The organism is Polaribacter sp. HaHaR_3_91 (genome assembly GCF_019278525.1).
Classification (GTDB): domain Bacteria; phylum Bacteroidota; class Bacteroidia; order Flavobacteriales; family Flavobacteriaceae; genus Polaribacter.
On record NZ_CP058986.1, the window covers coordinates 1,323,928 to 1,343,639 of the forward strand.

The following is a 19,712-nucleotide window of genomic DNA, read 5'->3' on the forward strand; positions in this document are numbered from 1 at the left end:
ATTTATTATCTTAAAATTTTATTAGGAAAAACAACAACACTTTCATGACCGTTTTCGCCAATAGCAGCAACACCAAAAAAGAAGTTGTCAATAACAATTCCGTTTAAAGTAAACTCTGTAGATTCTACATATCTAGAATTGTCCCAAGTAGGAGAGGTGGTGTCTCTCCAATAAATTTTATACCCTTTGGCTCCGTCAACTTTATTCCATTTTAACTTTACAGAAGCTTCTACAATACCACCAATAGCTACTTCTTTTGGCGCTTCTGGAGCCCATGCTAAATTGGCCATTGTAATTGCATTAACAGCGGTTAATTTCTTTGCATACTCAAAATTTACATGCTCAAAAGTATCTCCGTATTTTATACTGTTTTCGGTTCTAATGTCTTGATGTTGTTGTGTGTAGTTTTCATGTGCTTCCATAATTCTAATTCCAGCAAAACCTAAATCGTTAAAAGGTCTGTGATGTCCTCCACGGCCAAATCTATCCAATCTATAAATCATCATCGGATTCATTTCTGGCATATATGTTTTTACATTTTTGTGAATATATCTTGCCAATTGTCTCGAAATTCCATCGACTTCACCACCATAAAACCTACGCATTTTACGTTGGGTTTCTGTTTCGTTTGCAGGTACAGGTTCCGAGAAAATTCTAAAACTACGATTGTCAATTACACCATCTTCCCCTTTTATATTTCCAATCATATCGTTGTTTAAAACACCAATAATATCCCAACCTTTATCTTTTGCATATTTTGCCAAACCTGCTCCACCAAATAAACCTTGCTCTTCACCAGAAAGACCAACATAAACAATACTGCTTTCAAATTGATACTTGCTTAATACTCTTGCAGCTTCTATGGTTCCTGCCATTCCAGAGGCATTGTCGTTCGCGCCAGGTGCATCTGTGGTAAAATCCATCGTATCGCTTGCACGAGAATCAATATCACCACTCATAATAATGTATTTGTTTGGGTATTTGGTTCCTTTTTGAACTGCCACAACATTTACAATCCACGCATCATGAGGAACTCTTCTATTACCTTTTTTAGTAACAAAATCCTTTTGATAAAAAGTGTTGATGCAATTGTTACAATTGCTAGATATTTTATCGAATTCGGCTTTTATCCAGCGTCTAGCTGCACCAATACCTCGAGTTGTGGAAATGGTATCTGAAAAAGTATTTCTTGTACCGAATTCTGTTAAGGTTTTTATATCAGCTTTAATATTGTCTGCTGAAACAGAGTTTATAATATCATAAATTTTAAGATCTGTTTGTGCAGAAATAGAAATTGACATCAATAAAAATAATAGTGTAATTTTTTTCATCCGAAGGAAAGTTTAGGCTACTAAATTACAAAACAAAAAAGAGAACAGATTAAAAATCCGTTCTCTTTTATTATTTTATTTAAAATGCTATAAGCTGTTTGAGATCTATCATCAACCTTTAGGTTAAAATAGAGCTTGCAGCATGTACACTATTAATCAATACTAACATGAAATAAAGCATCTCCTTTATTTACGATTGGTGTTTTATTAATACAGAAAATATGACAATCAAACGGCGCATAAATTTTCTTTTTAAACTCACCAAAAGGATCTTGTATTACGCCTAAAACTTCTTTCTTTTTTACAAAGCTTCCGTTTGCTACTCTAATTTTAAACATCCCAGAATCAGATGATCTTATCCATTTTGCCTTATGCACGAAAACAGGAGTTTCTCTAACCGTAATGTCTCCTTCAATAAGACCTAAACGAATTAATACATTTTTAGTTCCGTTAACACCTTCGTTAATAATTGTAGGGTTTAGTTCTTTAGATTTTCCTCCTTCGAAAAGTAAAACGGTTTTACCCATTTTATGTAATGTATCTCTAAGTGATTTTGTAATGTTTTCAGAAAAAACAATCATTGGAGGGTTAAAAACCTTAGCCAATTCTAATGCTTTTTCATCTTCTTTACTACATCTTATTTGTGCAATATTATCGCGATCTCCACCACCTGTATGAAAATCGATAACATAGTCTACAATCGGAGCAATTTCTTTTGTAAATTGATAGGCAAATTGGCTCGCTAACGATCCACCTGCAGAACCAGGAAACATTCTATTTAAATCACGTCCGTCAGGAAATTCTCTAGTCTGAATTAAATACCCAAAAATATTAAAAACAGGAATGCAAATAATGGTTCCAGTTTTTGGTTTATTAATTTTTAAATTAATGATTTCTCTAATAATTCCTACTCCATTTGTTTCATCACCATGAATACCTGCAAGTAATAAAACAACAGGTCCAGGATTTTGAGAGCGTTCTATAATTATTGGAACCTTAACAGTAGTTCTTGTATGTAATTTTGCTACTTCTAAATCTAAAACGGTACGTTTTCCTAAAGGAATTACTTTCCCTAAAAGGATAAAAGGTTTACTCGACATGAATTTCTAAATAACGAATTATTTCTTTCGCGATATTTTTACCAGTTGCTACCTCAATTCCCTCTAAACCTGGAGAAGAATTTACTTCTAATACCAAAGGTCCTTTAGATGATTGTAACATATCTACTCCGGCAACACCCAAACCTAAAGCTTTGGTTGCTTTTAAGGCAGTTTTTTCTTCTTCGTCTGTCAATTCTATGACAGTTGCATTACCACCTCTGTGTAAATTAGAACGGAATTCTCCTTCTTTTCCTTGGCGTTTCATAGCACCAATTACTTTACCATCAACTACAAAAGCTCTAATATCTGCACCACCAGCTTCTTTAATAAATTCTTGCGCAATTACTCTTGCACCCAATCCATTAAAAGCTTCTAAAACGGAAGTTGCAGCGTTTTTGGTTTCAGCCAAAACAACACCTAAACCTTGTGTTCCTTCCAATAATTTTAAAATTAAAGGGGCTCCACCAACAGATTCTACTACGTGTTCTACATCTTTTGTGTAGTTGGTGAAAACTGTTTTTGGCAACCCAACACCAGCTCTTGCTAAAATTTGTAAACTGCTTAATTTATCTCTAGATTTTACTAAAGCTTGAGAAGAAACTGCAGAAAATACTTTCATCATTTCAAATTGACGAATAACAGCAGTTCCATAAAAAGTTACAGAAGCACCAATTCTTGGTATAATAGCATCAATGTTTTCTAAATATTCACCTTTATAAAATATTTTTGGCGATCTTTTTTCAATTTCAATGTTACATTTTAAATGGTCTACAACCATTACTTCATGACCTCTTTTTTCGGCGGATTCTACCAATCTTCTAGTTGAATACAATTTAGGATTTCTAGACAGAATTACAATTCTCATTATATTTTATTTTTTAATTTGTGTGATAAGTTTGTCTTTGTAGTGTCTATCACGAATTTTTTATTTAAAAATTTTCTTCCAAGCAAGATCGGAAACTTCATGTCTTTACGTTCACTTAATGTTAAATGAATAGGGAATATTTCGTTGAAAATTACAATTTCAGTTTCAACTAAAAACCTTTTTTCTGAAATTCCATTCGAGCTTTTCACCAATTTAGAAGCATAATTTTTTGTAGTAAACTCCTTATTATTGTAAAATGGATGCTCTGGATCTAATAGCTTAAACCTGATGAAATTTTTTCCGTCTATGGTTATTTCTTCAATATTAGAACAATGTATTGATGATGTATAAGCGCCAGAGTCAATTTTTAAATCGATGTCTTCTAAATGGAGTTCCGGGAAATCTGCTTTATCAACACGACCAATGGTTATTTTCATATATTATATTAAACTGCTGTAAAATTAGTGATACTTATTCGAAATCTTGATAAAATGAAAAAAATTATAAAGAATTATTAAATAACTAATCTAACGATAAGGTTTTTAAAAATTAGATAAATTTTTGATGTTTTAAAACCGATATAAATATCAATTATATTTGAATCTTAAATTTAGATAAATATAGAAAAAATATAAAACTTTTTTCTTGTTAAGGCTATTCTATTTTAAAAAATGGACTATTCGTTTACAACTTGATTAAAATAGCTATTTATATTTTTTTTATTTTTATTAATGAATTACAAGTCAGTGTATTAAAAATATAAGTTAAACAAATTAAAGAACTAAGGATACTTCTGTTAAATGTTTTTTAAATGCCTATAGATGTATATATTTGCACCCTAATTATAAATTAAAAGAATAAATATGAAAAAACCTACTATCGGATTTATCGGACTTGGCCTTATGGGTGGTAACATGGTTGAAAATTTGCAAAAAAGAGGTTATGAGTTAACAGTAATGGACCTTAACAAAGATGAGGTTGCAACTGTAATAGCTCGTGGTAATGCTACCGAAGCTAGCTCTCCTAAGGAATTAGCAGAAAAAAGTGATATTATAATGTTTTGTTTAACTACATCTGCTGTAGTTGAAAAGATTGTTTACGGTGAAGATGGAATTTTAGCCGGTATTAAAGAAGGTACTGTTTTAATTGATTTTGGAACTTCAATTCCTGCATCTACGATTAAGATTGGTAAAGATTTAGCAGCTAAAGGAGCTGGTATGATTGATGCACCTTTAGGTCGTACACCTGCACATGCAAAAGACGGATTATTAAATATCATGGCAGCTGGAGATAAAGCTACTTTTGATAAAGTAAAACCAGTTTTAGATGAGCAAGGAGAGAATGTGTTTTATTTAGGAGCTTTAGGAGCAGGTCATACAACTAAGTTAATTAATAACTTTATGGGGATGACTACTGTTGTTGCAATGTCTCAGGCTTTTGCTGCTGCAAAACTTGCAGGAGTAGATACACAACAATTGTTTGATATTATGTCTTCTGGACCGTCAAACTCTCCATTCATGAAATTTTGTAAACATTACGCAGTAGATAACGTAAGTGATTTAGGTTTTTCTATTAACAATGCAAATAAAGATTTAGGTTATTTTGTTCAGATGATGAACGATTTAGGTACTACTTCTAAAATAGCAGAAGCTACTTCTGCAAACCTTCAAGCAGCTGTAGCGGCTGATATGGGAAGCGGAAACGTTCCTGAAATTTTCGATTACTTTACAAGTTTAAAGAAATAATTATTTCCGCAATAGCGGAAGTATAAAATAAGTTTTGATTTTAATATCAAAATGAAATGTATAAAAATACCTCGAGGCTTTGCTTCGAGGTATTTTTTGTTTTTATAATGATTTACAAAATGTCAGTCCGAGTAAAATTTCTTTTTATAAATTTTGTATCGAGAACTAATATTATATTGTCTAAAGAGATAATATTTAAAGTCTACAACTTTGCAATTGCAGCTTCTGCACAACGTTCTCCATCCATGGCAGCAGAAACAATTCCACCAGCATAACCACCACCTTCACCACAAGGATATAAACCTTCTATTTCTGTATGTTCTAAACTTTCTTTTCTAGGGATGTTTACCGGTGATGAAGTTCTAGATTCCACTCCAATAATATTTGCTTCGTTGGTATAATAACCGTGCATTTTTTGTCCGAATGCTGCAAAACCTTTTCTTAATCTACCTCCAATAATTTTAGGTAATAAAGAATGTAAAGGAGCCGATTTTAATCCTGGTTGATATGAACAATCATTTAAATCGTTAGAAAGTCTTCCGTCAACAAAATCCACCAATCTTTGTGCAGGTGCTGTTTGTGTTCTTCCTCCAGCAAAAAAGGCTATTTTTTCTAAATCTTTTTGAAATTCTAATCCTTTTAAAGGTCCAAACTGTTCGTATTTCTTAAAATCTTTATCAATATCTAATTCAACAACAATTCCTGAATTTGCAAAACGATTATTTCTACGAGAAGGCGACATTCCGTTTACAACAACTTCACCGTTTGCAGTAGCTGCAGGAACAATAAATCCACCAGGACACATACAAAAAGAATATACACCTCTATTATTTACTTGGTGTACCAAGCTATAAGCTGCTGCTGGTAACAATTCGTCTCTTTCTCCTGAACAATGATATTGAATTTGATCTATAATTTCTTGCGGATGTTCTACACGAACGCCCATCGCAAAAGACTTTGCTTTTAAAGCAATCTCTTTCTTGTGTAGTAATTCGTATATATCTCTAGCCGAATGTCCGGTTGCTAAAATAACTGAATTCACAGCCATTTCTTTTCCGTTTTTAAGATGGATAGCTTGTAGTTTATTGTTTTTTACAGTAAAATCGGTAACACGAGTTTCAAAATGAATTTCTCCACCGTACTTTAAAATATTCTCACGAACATTCTCGATGATTTTTGGTAATTTATTGGTTCCAATATGAGGGTGTGCATCTACCAAAATTTGTTCTGTTGCTCCATGAAAAACTAAATTTTCAAAAATTCTTCTAACATCACCACGTTTTAATGAGCGTGTGTAGAGTTTTCCATCAGAATAGGTTCCGGCTCCACCTTCACCAAAACAATAATTAGAATCTTCGTTTACAAAATGATCTTGATTGATGGCTTTTAAATCACGCCTTCTATCTTGTACATTTTTTCCACGTTCTAAAACAATTGGTTTGTAACCTAATTCTATACAACGCAAAGCAGCGTACATTCCTGCGGGTCCAAAACCAATAATATGTACTTCTTTGGCATTAGAAACATCTTTATATTCAAAAGTATAATCAGATTTATCTGGTACTTTTTCATTGATATAAACGGCTACTTTGTAGTTAAATATGATGTCTTTTTTACGTGCATCTATAGATTTACGCAATACTTTAACAGCAGAAATTTCACTTTTATCAAGGCTTAATTGCTTAGAAGCTTTGTATAATAAGATGTTTTCTTTACGTTCTTCTATTAAATTTACTCGAAGTTGAATTTCTTTTACCATGTGGCAAAAATAATGAATTTTAAAGTCTAAAAAAGCTACGAATTCATGAATTTCTCTTCAATATGATATAATGATAATTTTAGCGTTAAAAATATTTAAGTTGAGTAGGTGAATTGATGTATCCTGTTTTTTAAGTTGTGGTTGTAAAAGGCCTTTTTTTTGTTCTTTTATTTTCTGTTTGAGCGTAGTTGAGATTTAATTACCGACTAAAATAGGTCTTGATTACACGCAAGGAGACATTTATTTCATTTTTTTAATTAGATAAATTTTGTACTGTTTTTGTACCTGAATAAAATGAAACACGTTAACTTTATGCTAAAATTAAGAATTAGATATTTTATTTTTAAATGATGACTATATTGTGAATATAATTATTATAAAATGCTATGAAAATCACGGGTAAAAATCACGATTTTATCTATCTTTAAAAAATATTTGAAAGGATGCTAGACAAGGAAAAATATAAGGTAAAAGGAACTATTCAATTGACTGATTTTAATACAAAAGAAGTAATAGAAAAGTCTAAGAAGAAGCTAAAGAAAATCAGAAAAAAACTGAGTGATATTCAGGATACAATGTATGCAGAAGGCAAATATAGTATGCTTATTTGCTTACAAGGAATGGATACTTCTGGCAAAGACAGTTTAATTAGAGAGGTTTTTAAAGATGTAAATGCACGTGGAGTAGAAGTGCATAGTTTTAAAGTACCAACAGAGTTGGAATTAAAGCACGATTTTTTATGGCGTCATTATATTGCACTTCCGGCAAAAGGTAAAATAGGTGTTTTTAATAGAACACATTATGAAAACGTGTTGGTGACAAGAGTGCATCCTGAGTATGTTTTTGGAGAAAATATTCCGACCATAAATACGTTAGAAGATATCAATGATGCTTTTTTTCATGAAAGAATGGAAAGAATCAATAATTTTGAAAAGCATATTACAGATAGTGGAACCATCGTATTAAAGTTCTTTTTAAATTTGTCTAAAGACGAACAAAAGAATAGATTATTACGCAGGTTGAATTTACCTGAAAAGAATTGGAAATTTTCTGCAGGCGATTTAAAAGAACGTAAACTGTGGGATAAATACCAGTTCTGTTATGAAGATTTATTAAACAGAACTTCTAAAGAAAATGCACCTTGGTTTATAATTCCTGCGGATGACAAACCAACGGCAAGATTTATTTTAGCAGATATTGTATTAGAAGAATTAGAAAAATTTAACTTTAAAGAACCAACTTTACCTGCAAAAATTCAGGATCAAGTAGCTGCATTTAAAACACAATTAAATAACGAATAGTTCTTGCTTGCGATTTAGTAGGTAATTATTTTTACCTGAGCGAAGTAGAGAAATTAAAATATTAAAATGAATTTAGATTTAAAGAAGCCAATCGTATTTTTCGATTTAGAAACAACAGGAGTAAACATTGCAACAGATAAAGTTGTTGAAATTGCCATATTAAAAGTATTCCCAAACGGAAATAAGGAAAGTAAAACTTGGTTGGTAAATCCGGAAATGGAAATTCCACAAGGATCTATAGATGTACATGGAATTACAAATGAAAAAGTAGCTTCAGAGCCAACTTTTAAAGAATTAGCACCACAAATTAATGAGATGATTGCAGATTCTGATTTGGCAGGTTTTAACTCTAATCGTTTTGACATCCCGCTTTTAGCGGAAGAGTTAATGAGAGCTGGTATCGACTTTGATATGAAAAATAGAAAAGCAATTGATGTGCAAGTAATTTTTCATAAAAAAGAACAAAGAACATTAAGTGCTGGATATCAGTTTTACTGCGGAAAAGAATTAGAAGGAGCACACGGAGCAGAAGCAGATACCAATGCAACGTACGAAATTTTGTTAGCTCAGTTAGATAAATATGATGACATACAAAATACTGTAGATGCTTTAAGTGAATATTCTACACACGGAGAAAGAGCAGATTTTGCTGGTTTTATTCTGATGAATGATAAAAAGCAAGAAATTTTCTCTTTCGGAAAATACAAAGGTAGAACGGTAGAAGAGGTGTTTAAAGAAAATCCTGGTTATAATAACTGGATGCAGAATGCAGATTTTCCTTTGTACACTAAAAAGGTTTTAAAAGAAATTAAAGAAAGAATGACGGCGCCAAAAAAGCAAATGTCTGACAAAGAAAAATTAGAAGCTTTACAACAGAAGTTTAATTTAAGATAGTTCTTTTTTGTCATTTGGAATGAGTCTTTTTAGGCGATTGAGAAATCTAATAATTAAGATGTATTAAACTAAACTGTCAATTAAACAGTTAAAAAATTACACAACAAACAATGTTTACAGAATATAAAAATTTACCAAATAATTCTCGCGTTTGGATTTACCAATCCAATAGAGAATTTACAGAGAATGAAATAAACTTTATTTCAGAAAAAGCAGAAGACTTTATTAACCAATGGACGCGTCATGGAGACGATTTAAAAGGTTCTTTTACTATCAAATACAATCAGTTTTTGGTGTTGGCAGTAGATGAAAGCTTTAACAATGTTTCTGGTTGTTCTATAGATAGTTCTGTTCGTTTTATTAAAGAATTAGAAAACGGATTACAATTAGATTTAATGGATAAATTGAATGTTACTTTTAAAGATAATGACAATATTAACTTAGTAAAATTGTTCGATTTTCAGAAGTTCGCAGAAGAAAATAAAGTAACTGCCGATACGATTGTTTTTAATAATATGGTAGCTACCAAAGAAGATTTTGAAAACAATTGGGAAATTCCCGCAAAAGATAGTTGGCACAAACGTTTTTTGGTGTAAAAATTGTATTAAAATTATTGAATTCAGTTAGCAAATTGTTGCGTTAAGGATAGAGCGGTCTGTTTGAGCTCTTTTTTAGGTTTCAGTTCGAGTGGTTACGCTTTTTAGCGTAATTGTATAGAGAACAACCTAAAAAAAGCGAGTAGCGAAAGCCTGTTAAAACGCCCTAAGAATATGTCCCATAATAATATGAAGAAAGAGTTATTAATAGTCGTTTTTATAAGTTTTGTTTTTAATTTATCTGCACAAAGTGTAGATCCTTTAATAGCGAAAGATGCAGAGGCGCAAGATATTTGGGTAGATAGTATTTTAAAAAATATGTCGATTGATGAGAAGATTGGTCAGCTTTTTATGATACAAGCCTATTCTAATAAAGACAAAAAGCACGAAGCTTATATTACCAATATGATTCAAAAATATCATGTGGGTAATTTAATTTTTATGCAAGGAACTCCTGAAAAACAAGCGGTACTTACTAATAAATTTCAAGATTCGGCAAAAGTACCTTTGTTAATTGGTTTTGATGGAGAATGGGGCTTGGACATGCGTTTAAAAGATACCTATAGATTTCCTTGGAACATGACTTTGGGTGCTATTGAAAAAGATTCTTTAATTACTGAATTCGGTAAGCATTTGGGGATGCATTGTAAGCGATTGGGAATTCATGTAAACTTTGCGCCAGTTGTAGATATTAATACAAATCCAGAAAACCCAATTATTGGAAACAGATCTTTTGGTGAAGATAAAGAAAACGTAACCCAGAAAGCGATTGCGTTTACAAAAGGGATGCAAAGTCAAGGGGTTTTGGCAAATGCAAAACATTTTCCGGGGCATGGAGATACCGCAACAGATTCTCACCATACATTACCCGTTTTAAATTTTGATTTAGCGCGCTTAGATTCTGTTGAATTGTATCCATACAAAAGAGTTTTTGATGCTGGTATGGCAAGTGTTATGACGGCACATTTAAGTATTGCTAGTTTAGAACCAGATAGTAGATTGCCTACTTCTTTGTCTAAAAATGTAGTGACTAATTTATTGCAGCAAAAATTAGGCTTCTTAGGCTTGGTAATTACCGATGGTTTAAATATGAAGGGTGCTGCTAATTATGCTACTTCGGCAGAAATTAATTTGGCAGCTATACAAGCAGGGAATGATTTACTGTTAATTCCGCAAGAGATTCCTGCTACGGTAAATATGATTAAAAAGGCTATTGAGTTAAAGACATTAACAGAAGAAAGAATCAATTTTTCTGTTCGTAAAATATTAAAAGCGAAATATTGGGCAGGTTTAAATGAATATAAACCAGTAGTCTTAAATAATTTGCATGAAGACTTAAATTCAATTGAAGATGAATTATTGCATAGAGAATTGGTGAAGAATTCTTTAACTGTTCTCAAAAATAAAAACTATAATATACCTATTACAAATTTAGAAGAAAGAAAAATTGCATATGTAAAATTAGGCGACGATTCTGGATATCCTTTTATTGATATGCTTCAAAATTATGGACAAGTAGATGAGATTTATAGTGAAAATTTAGACGGACTTATAACAAAATTGAAACCTTATAACATGGTAATCGTTGGTTTTCATAAATCGAATGCTAACCCATGGAAAAGTTATAAGTTTACAAATAAAGAATTGGTTTGGTTGCAAGAAATATCTAGAGAGAATAATGTAATTTTAGATGTTTTTGCAAGTCCTTATAGTTTATTACAGGTAAAATCTTTTACAAATATAGAAGGCATTATTGTGTCATACCAAAATAGTAAATTGGCCCAAGAACTCTCTGCTCAATTAATTTTTGGAGCTTTTGGAGCAAAAGGGAAGTTGCCTGTTTCTATTAAAAGTGATTTTTTAGAAGGTAGTGGTTTCTTTACCTCAAACCTAAGTAGATTTGAATATACTATACCAGAAGCAGCCCAATTATCTTCTATAAAATTAAAAAAGATAGATTCTTTAGCTACCATTATTTTAAAGGAAAAAATGGCACCTGGTTTTCAGGTTGTAGTGGCAAGACATGGTAAAATTGTCTTAGAGAAAAGTTACGGTCATCACACAGATGATACGTCTAGAAAAGTAAAAAATTCTGACGTGTATGATTTGGCTTCCCTTACTAAAATTTTAGCCTCTTTACCTTTAGTGATGAAAGCAGAAGAAGAGAAGAAAATTTCTTTAAATGAAAAACTTCAAGATCTTTTACCAGGTTTTAAAGGATCTAATAAAGCAGCGGTTTCTGTTAGAGAAATCCTTTCACATTACGGACGTTTAAAAGCGTGGATTCCTTTTTATGTGGCAACTCAAGATAGTATAACGCATAAAAATTTACCTGCTTTTTATAGTAATAAACAATCGGAAAGATTTTCACTAAACGTGGCAAAAAACTTATATATAAACAAGAGTTATAAAGACAGTATTTATAAATATATTAAAGAAGCAGACCAAAGAACAACTGCAGGTTATAAATACAGCGATTTAGGATATTATTTATTGCAAGAAGCGATAGAAAATACTTATGAAAAACCTTTAAATACCTTGGTAGATGAAGAGTTTTACCAATCTTTAGGTGCTAATAGAACTACTTATTTACCACTTCAAAAGTTTCCTGCAAACGAAATTATACCTACCGAAAAAGACAACTATTACCGTAACCAATTAGTACAAGGTTATGTGCATGATATGGGAGCTGCGATGTTAGGTGGAGTAGGTGGGCATGCAGGTTTATTTGCCAATGCAAATGATGTTGCAAAAATTATGCAGATGTATTTACAGAAAGGATATTATGGTGGTAAAAGGTATTTAAAAACAGAAACCTTAGACAAATTTAACCATCGTTATTTTTCAGATATGCAGGTGCGTAGAGGTTTAGGTTTCGATAAACCGCAGTTAAACCCTAAGGTAAAAGCAACTTGTGGCTGTGTATCCGACGAGAGTTTTGGGCATTCTGGTTTTACAGGTACTTACACTTGGGCAGATCCAAAAAGTGGAATTGTATATGTGTTTTTGTCTAATAGAGTGTACCCTACAGCAGCAAACATGAGTTTGGTAAGGAGTAATATGCGTACAGAAATTCAGCAAGTTATTCAGGATGCTATTATAAATTAAGAAGTATGAAATATTCTTTTTCAGAAGCTATTTCCTGCTTTCCGCACTCGCTTTTTTTATTCAGAAAAAGAATAAAAAAGAGCTCAAACAATTGCTGCAATCAGGGCTAAACTTGGTTGCTAGCTTTATTGTATTATAGAAAGTCAGATGTTTATGTTATTAATTTTAGATGCGTTGTAGTTGTTTTTTTAATTAATTAACTTCCCGTTTTCATAATTTTCTTGTTTTGTTAATTTACCATTTTCATTAAAATATTTCCATTCTCCTATTTTTTTCATTTTTTTATAAGTACCAATTTTCATAGGTTTTCCATTAGCATAAAATTTTTGAAAATATCCATCAACAATTCCGTTATCATAGTTTGCTATTAAAATAATATTTCCATTTGGGTGATATTTAGTCAAGCTTTTATTTTTAAGGTTTTCTAATGGAAAGGTTGTTAATTTATACAAGTCGCCATTTTCTGTATATTCTTGAATAGTGAATTTTTCTAAACTCCTAAATTTTATTTTTTTAAGTATTTTAGTTGAATTGTATTCTCTTATAGTATCTCCAATATTTGGGATTACTTCTTTTTCAGCCCCATAAGTAATCGTTATTGCTTTTTGTTCTTGGCCAAAAGAGAATGCAGAACATAAGATTATCATTATTAATGCAATCGTTTTTCTCATTTTTTTTTATTTTAAGAGTTAGCTTCTGTATTTGTTGGTGACAACTTGCTATATATAAATATTATAAAACAGCTAAAAGTAAAATAAAAGAGTCCTATTTTGTTGTCAAAGAAATACGAAACTATAAAAGCTTGGAGTGCATAAAAAACAGGTAAAATAAACAAGTTATAGGTAAACCTAAAAGTATCTACAAAATCGATATCCGGATTTTTTTTCGCTTGCTTTTTATAAATTATATAATGAATCAAACTATTTAGGAGAATTAAATAGTACAACGGTTTTAAATAGTTTTTAGAGCCTTCTTTTTTAGGTGGAAATGTATTTGTCTTAATCATCTCTTGTACTTTTTTTACTTCTGTAAAATCTACTTGCGCATCATTTAGCTTCGTTAAAATAGTATCATAATTTTCATCTTTTTCTACATGAACAGAGAGTCCTTTTAATTGATTTACAACTTCGTTTTTTAAAATGTTAATAGATTTACTAGGGATATTGTTTGCGTAAATTTCACTAGCATTAATAGGTGCTCCATAATGCAGCGCTACTTTACAAGGAAAGTGAGATGCATTTTGATACGTAAGTCCAACAGGTACTACTTGTATCTGTAAATCAGGATATTTTTCAATAGCTCCATATACAATTCTAGTAAAACCTTTACTTAAAGGTCTTACGGTTCTGTCTCTACAATCGCTACCTTCTGGGAAAATCATTAAAGATTTTCCTCTATTAAAAATGTCATAACATTTATTAAAAACTTCCTCGTTTTTTGCCAATTGATCGATGCCGTCTCGCATTCTATAAATGGCTATTAGATTTAAAGAATTTAGAATTTTTTCTATAATTGGGTTTTTAAAAGCAGCCGCTTTTACTAAAAAATAACTAGCTCTTGGGTTATTAGTAGTTACAATTAAAGGATCTATCAATCCGTTTGGGTGGTTTATAGCAAAAAGTACAGCTCCTTTTTTTGGTACGTTTTTTAAACCCACTACTTTTATTTCTTTTGTGTAAAAAAAGAGTCCGAGTTTAACGTACAAACGCACTAAACGAAACCATATTTGTGAAATTTCCATATAATTTTAATAATTATTTTAAAGATGATTTTCTGCCCCAATAAGTCGCTAATGCCATGCCAGAAAAGACATCCCAAACTCCCCAAAAAGCAGCCAATAAAGCCATTCCTCCTAAACCTTCAAAGAAACCAAAAATTAGTAACAAACCTAATCCTCCATTTTGGATACCAGTTTCCATAGCGATTGTTTTACAATCTTTTTTATTCAATTTAAAACTTTTTGCGGTATAAAACCCTAAAATGTAGGCAAAAATATTATGAAAAATAACCAAGAATAGCACGTGGTGAATATGATGTATAAAAACGTCTAAATTCTGAGAAAACGCAATAAAAATTAAAGCGATAAAAACCAACATGGACAATGGTTTTAAGACTTTTTCAATCTTTTGAGCCATTTCAGAGTGGTAGTGTTTAATAACCATTCCAAGAATTAAAGGGATTCCTAAAATTATAGAAACGAGTTTAAATAAATCATACGGATTTAAAGAAACTGTTTTTAAAATTATATTGGTTGGTTCATATAAACTTCCCCAAAACTGTAAATTAAGAGGCGTCATTATAATACAAATTAAGGTTGCAAAAGCTGTTAAACTTACAGATAAAGCTGCATTTCCTCCAGCCATTTTACTGAAAAAGTTTGAAACATTTCCACCAGGACACGCAGCAATCATCATCATCCCTAATGCAAAACTAGGATGCGGTTTTAGTATTAAAATAATTAAAAATGTTGCTGCAGGTAATAAAATAAATTGTGATAAAACACCTACAAAAACGATTTTAGGATTTTTAAAAAGCCTTTTAAAGTCTTCTACTGAAATACCCAAAGCAACGCCAAACATAATAATGGCAATGGCTATGTTTAAAACCCATAAACCACTCTCATCAAAGTTTATTTTAATATCGTCTATATCTATGTTGTTTTGCATTTATTTAAATTAGTTTCAAAGTTTCAAAGTTTCTGGTTTTCTTGGTTCAAAAAATCTTGTTTTAAATTTTATTTTTTCTAGCAAAGTTGCAAAGGCTAAAAGTTTTTTATTTTTGCTAACTGCTAACTGCTAACTGCTAACTGCTAACTTAATTCTTAAAAGCAAACTCAATAATGTTCGCCCCCATTTTTAACGCAGTTTCTCTTACACTTTTTGGGTTATTGTGTATAATTTCATCTTCCCAACCATCGCTTAAATCTGTTTCATAATCGTAAAAAACAACCAACCTTCCTTTGTAAAACAAACCAAAACCTTGGGCAGGTTTTTTATTGTGTTCATGAATTTTTGGAATCCCGTTAGGGAATTTAAAAGTCTGATTAAAAATAGGATGATTGGTCGGGATTTCTTTAAACTCTAAATTCGGAAAAACTTTCTTTAATTCTCTTCGTATAAATTTATCTAATCCGTAATTGTCTGAAATATGTAAAAATCCCCCAGAAATTAAGTAATTTTTTAAGTTGTTCGCGTCATCATCAGAAAACAATACATTTCCATGCCCCGTCATAAAGATGATAGGGTAGCTAAAAAGATCTTCACTATTAATATTTACGGCTTGTGGATCTTTAGAAATATTGGTTCCAATATTTTTGTTTGCAAAGTCTACTAAATTAGGAATTGCTGTTGGGTTTGCGTACCAATCTCCACCGCCATTGTATTTTAAAATGGCAACATCCTGTGCATTTGTAGAGAAGATAAGGAAAATTAATACTAGAACTAAAGTTTGCTTCATCAATTATTTTAGTGAGAATTGAAAGCAATATAGTAAAAATTACTGATTGATAAACGAAATGGTATTTACAGCTACTAATGCAGCAGTTTCTGTACGCAATCTACTTTCTCCTAAAGATATAGGAATCATATTTTTTACCAAACATTTTTTAATTTCATCACTAGAAAAATCGCCTTCAGGACCAATTAAAATGGTCGTTTTTTCTGAAGGTTTTATAACGGATTGTAATAAGTTTTTATCTTTTTGATCTTCGCAGTGTGCAATACAAACGTTACCTTTAAAATCTTGTTTTATAAAATCATTCAATTTTACTGGTTCATTCAATTTAGGAAGCGTGAATTTTAAAGATTGCTTCATGGCAGACTGAATAATTTTTTCGAAACGTTCTAGCTTTACAACTCTACGTTCTGAATTAGAACAAATAATTGGTGTAATCTCATCGATACCAATTTCTGTTGCTTTTTCTAAAAACCATTCAATTCTGTCATTTAATTTGGTAGGAGCAATGGCAATATGGAGGTAATAATTCCATGGTTTAGGTTTTTCTTCAAAACCAATAACTTCTGCCAAACATTTTTTGTCGCTTGCAAGTATAATTTTTACATCAAACAAAAAGCCTTTACCGTTTGTAATTTTAAGAATGTCATTTTCTTTTTTACGTAAAACACGTACAATATGTTTACTCTCAATTTTATCGAATGTGAGTTGAGTGGTTTCTGTAGAAATTTCAGAATTATAAAATAATTGCATTTTTTAAATTAGTTTCAAGGTTCTTTTTTCTCGCAAAGACGCAAAGTTTTTTAATTTTGCTTTTGCTAATGATTTACTGAATACTCTTTCGATATGTTCTTCGTCTTTTATGCGTTACAGGATCAAAGTTTTCCCATAATTTTTTAATAGCTTCATTGTCTTCTAACTCGGGAGTTCTAATACAATTTTCGATGCCTAGAGGTGCAAAAGTTTTTGTGTATTGATCAAATATAATGGCGTGTACACCTTTATTTTGATAATCTGGATGCACACCAATTAAATAAAATGTAACATCTTTAGAGTGCTTTCTTGCTTTTAATAAGTGAAACAATCCGAATGGAAATAACTTTCCGTTTGCTTTTTGTAAAGCTTCCGAGAAAGAGGGCATTACAATGGCAAAAGCTACTAATTTATTATTTTCATCAACCACAAATTTTATATATTCTGGATTGATAAAGCTGATGTATTTCTTCTTGAAAAAAGCAATTTGAGAATCAGAAATTGGCACAAAAGAAGACAGTTTAGAGTAGGAAGCACTAAAAACCTCAAACATTTCATCTACGTAAGGTAAAATGTCTTTTGTCTTTGTAAAATCTAAGGCTTTTAATTTAAAACGTCTTTTTAAAATGTTACTTATTCTATCAAAATAAACACCATCAACATTTTTAAATTTGAATTTATTTTCTAAATATTCCTTCTCTTTTACAAAACCTAATTGCTCTAAATGGTCTTTATAGTAAGGATGATTGTACCAGGTAATCATGGTACCAATATGGTCGAAACCTTCTGTTAAAACACCCGTTTTATCTAGGTTGTTAAAACCTATTGGTCCTTCTATATATTCTAAGTTATTTTCTAATCCTATTTCTCTAACTTTCTCCAATAGAGCTTTACTTACTTCAATATCATCAATAACATCAAACCAACCAAAACGCATTTTTTTAATTTGTTGTTTTTCAACCTCAAACCAATTGATTATTGCAATAACTCTTCCTACAATTTTGCCATCTCTTAAAGCAACAAAGAACTGCGCATCTGCATTTTCAAAAACAGGGTTTTTTGCTGGATCAAAATTGTCTATTTCATCTTTAATAATAGGAGGAACCCAATATTTATGGTCTTTATATAACGAAAAAGGAAATGTTACAAATTGTTTCATTTCCTTTTTGGTGGTCATTTTTTTAATTGTAATCATATTACAAAAATAGTATTTCTAATGGTTATTTTAATCTTCTTCTACTTCTTTCTCAAGCTCTTTAATTTCTCTTTCTAATTTTTCTATATCTGTTTCTTCTTTTGCTTTTTTCTTACCAAACAAACCTAAGAAACCTCCTTTTTTCTCTTTTGTAGAAGTCCTTTTTCTACTTCTTTTTCTAACTGATTTTTTCTTGTCTTTTTTCTTGAAAACACTAAATATTCTAGAGAAAAAACCGTTTTGTTTTTTATTGTACCTACTAATTGGCGTGTCTTTAATCACTTGACCGCTATCGTCTAAATCTGTATAAGAATCAGAATGAGTATCTATTCTATAAGAGATACCAAAACCTCCGTAAAAGCCTTGGGATTTTCCTTCTTTTAGAAATCTTGCTGAGGTATTTAGTTGGAAATCTTCATTAATAAGATAGGCTAATCCTGCTCCTATGTTTAAATTATTTTGTTCTTTTTTAAAAATTGCTTGGTGTTCTATAAAACCAGACCAATTGTAGTTTAGATTCTGTGTTGCAGTAATGATATATGAAAGTTCAAAGAAGTCGGTTCCTATTTTATCGTAATATCCATTGTAAACGATATTAAATCGATCTGTAATATTTTGCTGTAATAAAACGCCTAATTTAGGTGAAATGCTTTCTGTTTTATATAGATCATCTACAACATCTGTATTTATTCCTAAATACAAAGCAACAGAAGGAATTAATCGCTTTTTATCAAAAGCATGCCTTTTTCTCCAACTTCTAACTTCTTTTGTTTTATCAGTATATTCTGGTTGAAATAACAAGTATTTTGCACCGATTGTAAATTTACTTAACCCAGAATTTGAATATTGCGATGTGAAAACATTATGGAATGTTACTTCGTCTTTTTGATATGTTAACTGCGCATTTAATTCTAATTTTTCAAGAAAAAAACTTGTTCTAAAAAGTAAATCTGCTCCAAAAGATTCTGGTATAGAAAAAGTAGGCTCTATACTGGTGTTTTTGTAGAAAACATTTGTCTCAAATTGATATACGCCAGTACCAACACTGTATGGACTTTCTGAAAAACCAGGTTTGTTAGAGTTTATTACATCGGTGTATTGTGCTTGTGTAGAGCTACTTATAAATACGATGAGGGTAATAAAAAATTTCAGGAAAAAGTTTTTCATAAATTAAGATAATATATTATTGGCAGTAACTACCTATTACACAAACATAGTATAAAAATGCTATTTTATAAAAGCAAACGATACTTTTTTGAGTTTAAGAAAGTTTTATAGTTTGTAAACGCTCCAATTGTATTCAAATTGTTATTTTTGATTGATTTTTTTATAAATAAATATTTGAATGGGATTATTAAGAACCATAGCTATTATTGTTTTTTGCTATTATGCGTTTAAGTTTTTAGCAAAATTATTCGCACCTTTTTTAATTAAAAAGGCTGCTGAAACAATTAAAAAGAAAGCAGAACAGCAATACGGTGGCGGACAACAACAAGAACCGCAAAAAAATACTGTGCCAGAAGGGAAAACAGTAATCGATAAAACTCCAGGGAATCAACAGCAAAGTAAAAATTCTGTTGGTGAATATGTGGATTTTGAGGAAATAGATTAA

18 protein-coding genes are annotated in these 19,712 nt (G+C 30.9%); 6 read left to right on the top strand and 12 right to left on the bottom strand.

What is annotated here, in order from left to right:
* Positions 1-5 precede the first annotated feature (5 nt).
* The 4 genes from H0I27_RS05475 to H0I27_RS05490 all read right to left on the bottom strand — a co-directional run bounded on the left by H0I27_RS05475 (position 6) and on the right by H0I27_RS05490 (position 3,733).
* Positions 6-1,331 carry a M28 family peptidase gene (locus H0I27_RS05475; RefSeq protein WP_218732865.1) on the bottom strand — a complete coding sequence of 442 codons (1,326 nt, stop codon included), beginning with the start codon at positions 1,329-1,331 and terminating at the stop codon, positions 6-8.
* 152 nt (positions 1,332-1,483) lie between these two features.
* Positions 1,484-2,431, bottom strand: a complete 948-nt coding sequence (locus tag H0I27_RS05480) for a succinylglutamate desuccinylase/aspartoacylase family protein (protein WP_218732866.1) — start codon at positions 2,429-2,431, stop codon at positions 1,484-1,486.
* Complete coding sequence (gene rimK, locus H0I27_RS05485; protein ID WP_165732831.1) at positions 2,421-3,296, bottom strand: 30S ribosomal protein S6--L-glutamate ligase; 876 nt, start codon at positions 3,294-3,296, stop codon at positions 2,421-2,423. The genes H0I27_RS05480 and rimK overlap by 11 nt, the downstream gene beginning before the upstream one ends.
* Complete coding sequence (locus H0I27_RS05490; RefSeq protein ID WP_218732867.1) at positions 3,296-3,733, bottom strand: RimK/LysX family protein; 438 nt, start codon at positions 3,731-3,733, stop codon at positions 3,296-3,298. Before H0I27_RS05490 ends, rimK begins: the two co-directional genes overlap by 1 nt.
* Positions 3,734-4,159: 426 nt before the next feature.
* Between H0I27_RS05490 and H0I27_RS05495 the strand changes: the two genes are divergently transcribed.
* The gene (locus H0I27_RS05495) at positions 4,160-5,041 is read left to right on the top strand and encodes an NAD(P)-dependent oxidoreductase (protein ID WP_218732868.1); all 882 of its coding nucleotides are present in this window, start codon (positions 4,160-4,162) and stop codon (positions 5,039-5,041) included.
* Between the two features lie 202 nt (positions 5,042-5,243).
* Here the strand turns inward: H0I27_RS05495 and H0I27_RS05500 are convergent, their stop codons facing one another.
* Complete coding sequence (locus H0I27_RS05500) at positions 5,244-6,800, bottom strand: NAD(P)/FAD-dependent oxidoreductase (RefSeq protein WP_218732869.1); 1,557 nt, start codon at positions 6,798-6,800, stop codon at positions 5,244-5,246.
* 443 nt (positions 6,801-7,243) lie between these two features.
* On the opposite strand from H0I27_RS05500, the gene H0I27_RS05505 reads away from it, so the two are divergent.
* The 4 genes from H0I27_RS05505 to H0I27_RS05520 all read left to right on the top strand — a co-directional run bounded on the left by H0I27_RS05505 (position 7,244) and on the right by H0I27_RS05520 (position 12,699).
* The gene (locus H0I27_RS05505; RefSeq protein ID WP_218732870.1) at positions 7,244-8,101 is read left to right on the top strand and encodes a PPK2 family polyphosphate kinase; all 858 of its coding nucleotides are present in this window, start codon (positions 7,244-7,246) and stop codon (positions 8,099-8,101) included.
* 66 nt (positions 8,102-8,167) lie between these two features.
* Positions 8,168-8,995, top strand: coding sequence for a 3'-5' exonuclease (locus tag H0I27_RS05510; protein ID WP_218732871.1), 828 nt, complete (start codon positions 8,168-8,170; stop codon positions 8,993-8,995).
* A gap of 110 nt (positions 8,996-9,105) precedes the next feature.
* Positions 9,106-9,591 carry an ABC transporter ATPase gene (locus H0I27_RS05515; protein ID WP_218732872.1) on the top strand — a complete coding sequence of 162 codons (486 nt, stop codon included), beginning with the start codon at positions 9,106-9,108 and terminating at the stop codon, positions 9,589-9,591.
* Between the two features lie 189 nt (positions 9,592-9,780).
* Positions 9,781-12,699, top strand: a complete 2,919-nt coding sequence (locus H0I27_RS05520; protein ID WP_218732873.1) for a glycoside hydrolase family 3 N-terminal domain-containing protein — start codon at positions 9,781-9,783, stop codon at positions 12,697-12,699.
* A gap of 188 nt (positions 12,700-12,887) precedes the next feature.
* Here H0I27_RS05520 and H0I27_RS05525 read toward each other — a convergent pair whose 3' ends face one another.
* The 7 genes from H0I27_RS05525 to H0I27_RS05555 form a co-directional block, all read right to left on the bottom strand.
* Positions 12,888-13,370 carry a toxin-antitoxin system YwqK family antitoxin gene (locus tag H0I27_RS05525; protein WP_218732874.1) on the bottom strand — a complete coding sequence of 161 codons (483 nt, stop codon included), beginning with the start codon at positions 13,368-13,370 and terminating at the stop codon, positions 12,888-12,890.
* 11 nt (positions 13,371-13,381) lie between these two features.
* On the bottom strand, positions 13,382-14,440 hold the full coding sequence (locus tag H0I27_RS05530) for a 1-acyl-sn-glycerol-3-phosphate acyltransferase (RefSeq protein ID WP_218732875.1): 1,059 nt from the start codon (positions 14,438-14,440) through the stop codon (positions 13,382-13,384).
* 13 nt (positions 14,441-14,453) lie between these two features.
* On the bottom strand, positions 14,454-15,365 hold the full coding sequence (locus H0I27_RS05535) for a bile acid:sodium symporter family protein (protein WP_218732876.1): 912 nt from the start codon (positions 15,363-15,365) through the stop codon (positions 14,454-14,456).
* A 148-nt stretch (positions 15,366-15,513) separates the two neighbouring features.
* Positions 15,514-16,155 (bottom strand): DUF4159 domain-containing protein, encoded by a 642-nt coding sequence (locus tag H0I27_RS05540; protein WP_218732877.1) that lies wholly within the window; start codon positions 16,153-16,155, stop codon positions 15,514-15,516.
* Between the two features lie 39 nt (positions 16,156-16,194).
* The gene (locus H0I27_RS05545) at positions 16,195-16,905 is read right to left on the bottom strand and encodes a 16S rRNA (uracil(1498)-N(3))-methyltransferase (protein ID WP_218732878.1); all 711 of its coding nucleotides are present in this window, start codon (positions 16,903-16,905) and stop codon (positions 16,195-16,197) included.
* A 73-nt stretch (positions 16,906-16,978) separates the two neighbouring features.
* Positions 16,979-18,100 (bottom strand): GTP cyclohydrolase, encoded by a 1,122-nt coding sequence (locus tag H0I27_RS05550; protein ID WP_218732879.1) that lies wholly within the window; start codon positions 18,098-18,100, stop codon positions 16,979-16,981.
* A 30-nt stretch (positions 18,101-18,130) separates the two neighbouring features.
* A complete protein-coding gene (locus tag H0I27_RS05555) occupies positions 18,131-19,267 on the bottom strand; it encodes a transporter (protein ID WP_218732880.1) in 1,137 nt (378 codons plus the stop codon).
* Positions 19,268-19,445: 178 nt separating this feature from the next.
* On the opposite strand from H0I27_RS05555, the gene H0I27_RS05560 reads away from it, so the two are divergent.
* The gene (locus H0I27_RS05560; protein WP_165732817.1) at positions 19,446-19,712 is read left to right on the top strand and encodes a DUF4834 family protein; all 267 of its coding nucleotides are present in this window, start codon (positions 19,446-19,448) and stop codon (positions 19,710-19,712) included.

Bases quoted from the DNA above. Each gene is read 5' to 3' on its own strand.
- H0I27_RS05515 (WP_218732872.1), top strand. From the start codon at position 9,106: ATGTTTACAGAATATAAAAATTTACCAAATAATTCTCGCGTTTGGATT.
- H0I27_RS05495 (WP_218732868.1), top strand. From the start codon at position 4,160: ATGAAAAAACCTACTATCGGATTTATCGGACTTGGCCTTATGGGTGGT.
- H0I27_RS05510 (WP_218732871.1), top strand. From the start codon at position 8,168: ATGAATTTAGATTTAAAGAAGCCAATCGTATTTTTCGATTTAGAAACA.
- H0I27_RS05535 (WP_218732876.1), bottom strand. From the start codon at position 15,365: ATGCAAAACAACATAGATATAGACGATATTAAAATAAACTTTGATGAG.
- H0I27_RS05525 (WP_218732874.1), bottom strand. From the start codon at position 13,370: ATGAGAAAAACGATTGCATTAATAATGATAATCTTATGTTCTGCATTC.
- H0I27_RS05480 (WP_218732866.1), bottom strand. From the start codon at position 2,431: ATGTCGAGTAAACCTTTTATCCTTTTAGGGAAAGTAATTCCTTTAGGA.
- H0I27_RS05505 (WP_218732870.1), top strand. From the start codon at position 7,244: ATGCTAGACAAGGAAAAATATAAGGTAAAAGGAACTATTCAATTGACT.
- H0I27_RS05550 (WP_218732879.1), bottom strand. From the start codon at position 18,100: ATGATTACAATTAAAAAAATGACCACCAAAAAGGAAATGAAACAATTT.
- H0I27_RS05500 (WP_218732869.1), bottom strand. From the start codon at position 6,800: ATGGTAAAAGAAATTCAACTTCGAGTAAATTTAATAGAAGAACGTAAA.
- H0I27_RS05475 (WP_218732865.1), bottom strand. From the start codon at position 1,331: ATGAAAAAAATTACACTATTATTTTTATTGATGTCAATTTCTATTTCT.
- H0I27_RS05545 (WP_218732878.1), bottom strand. From the start codon at position 16,905: ATGCAATTATTTTATAATTCTGAAATTTCTACAGAAACCACTCAACTC.
- H0I27_RS05520 (WP_218732873.1), top strand. From the start codon at position 9,781: ATGAAGAAAGAGTTATTAATAGTCGTTTTTATAAGTTTTGTTTTTAAT.
- H0I27_RS05490 (WP_218732867.1), bottom strand. From the start codon at position 3,733: ATGAAAATAACCATTGGTCGTGTTGATAAAGCAGATTTCCCGGAACTC.
- H0I27_RS05530 (WP_218732875.1), bottom strand. From the start codon at position 14,440: ATGGAAATTTCACAAATATGGTTTCGTTTAGTGCGTTTGTACGTTAAA.
- H0I27_RS05555 (WP_218732880.1), bottom strand. From the start codon at position 19,267: ATGAAAAACTTTTTCCTGAAATTTTTTATTACCCTCATCGTATTTATA.
- H0I27_RS05560 (WP_165732817.1), top strand. From the start codon at position 19,446: ATGGGATTATTAAGAACCATAGCTATTATTGTTTTTTGCTATTATGCG.
- rimK (WP_165732831.1), bottom strand. From the start codon at position 3,296: ATGAGAATTGTAATTCTGTCTAGAAATCCTAAATTGTATTCAACTAGA.
- H0I27_RS05540 (WP_218732877.1), bottom strand. From the start codon at position 16,155: ATGAAGCAAACTTTAGTTCTAGTATTAATTTTCCTTATCTTCTCTACA.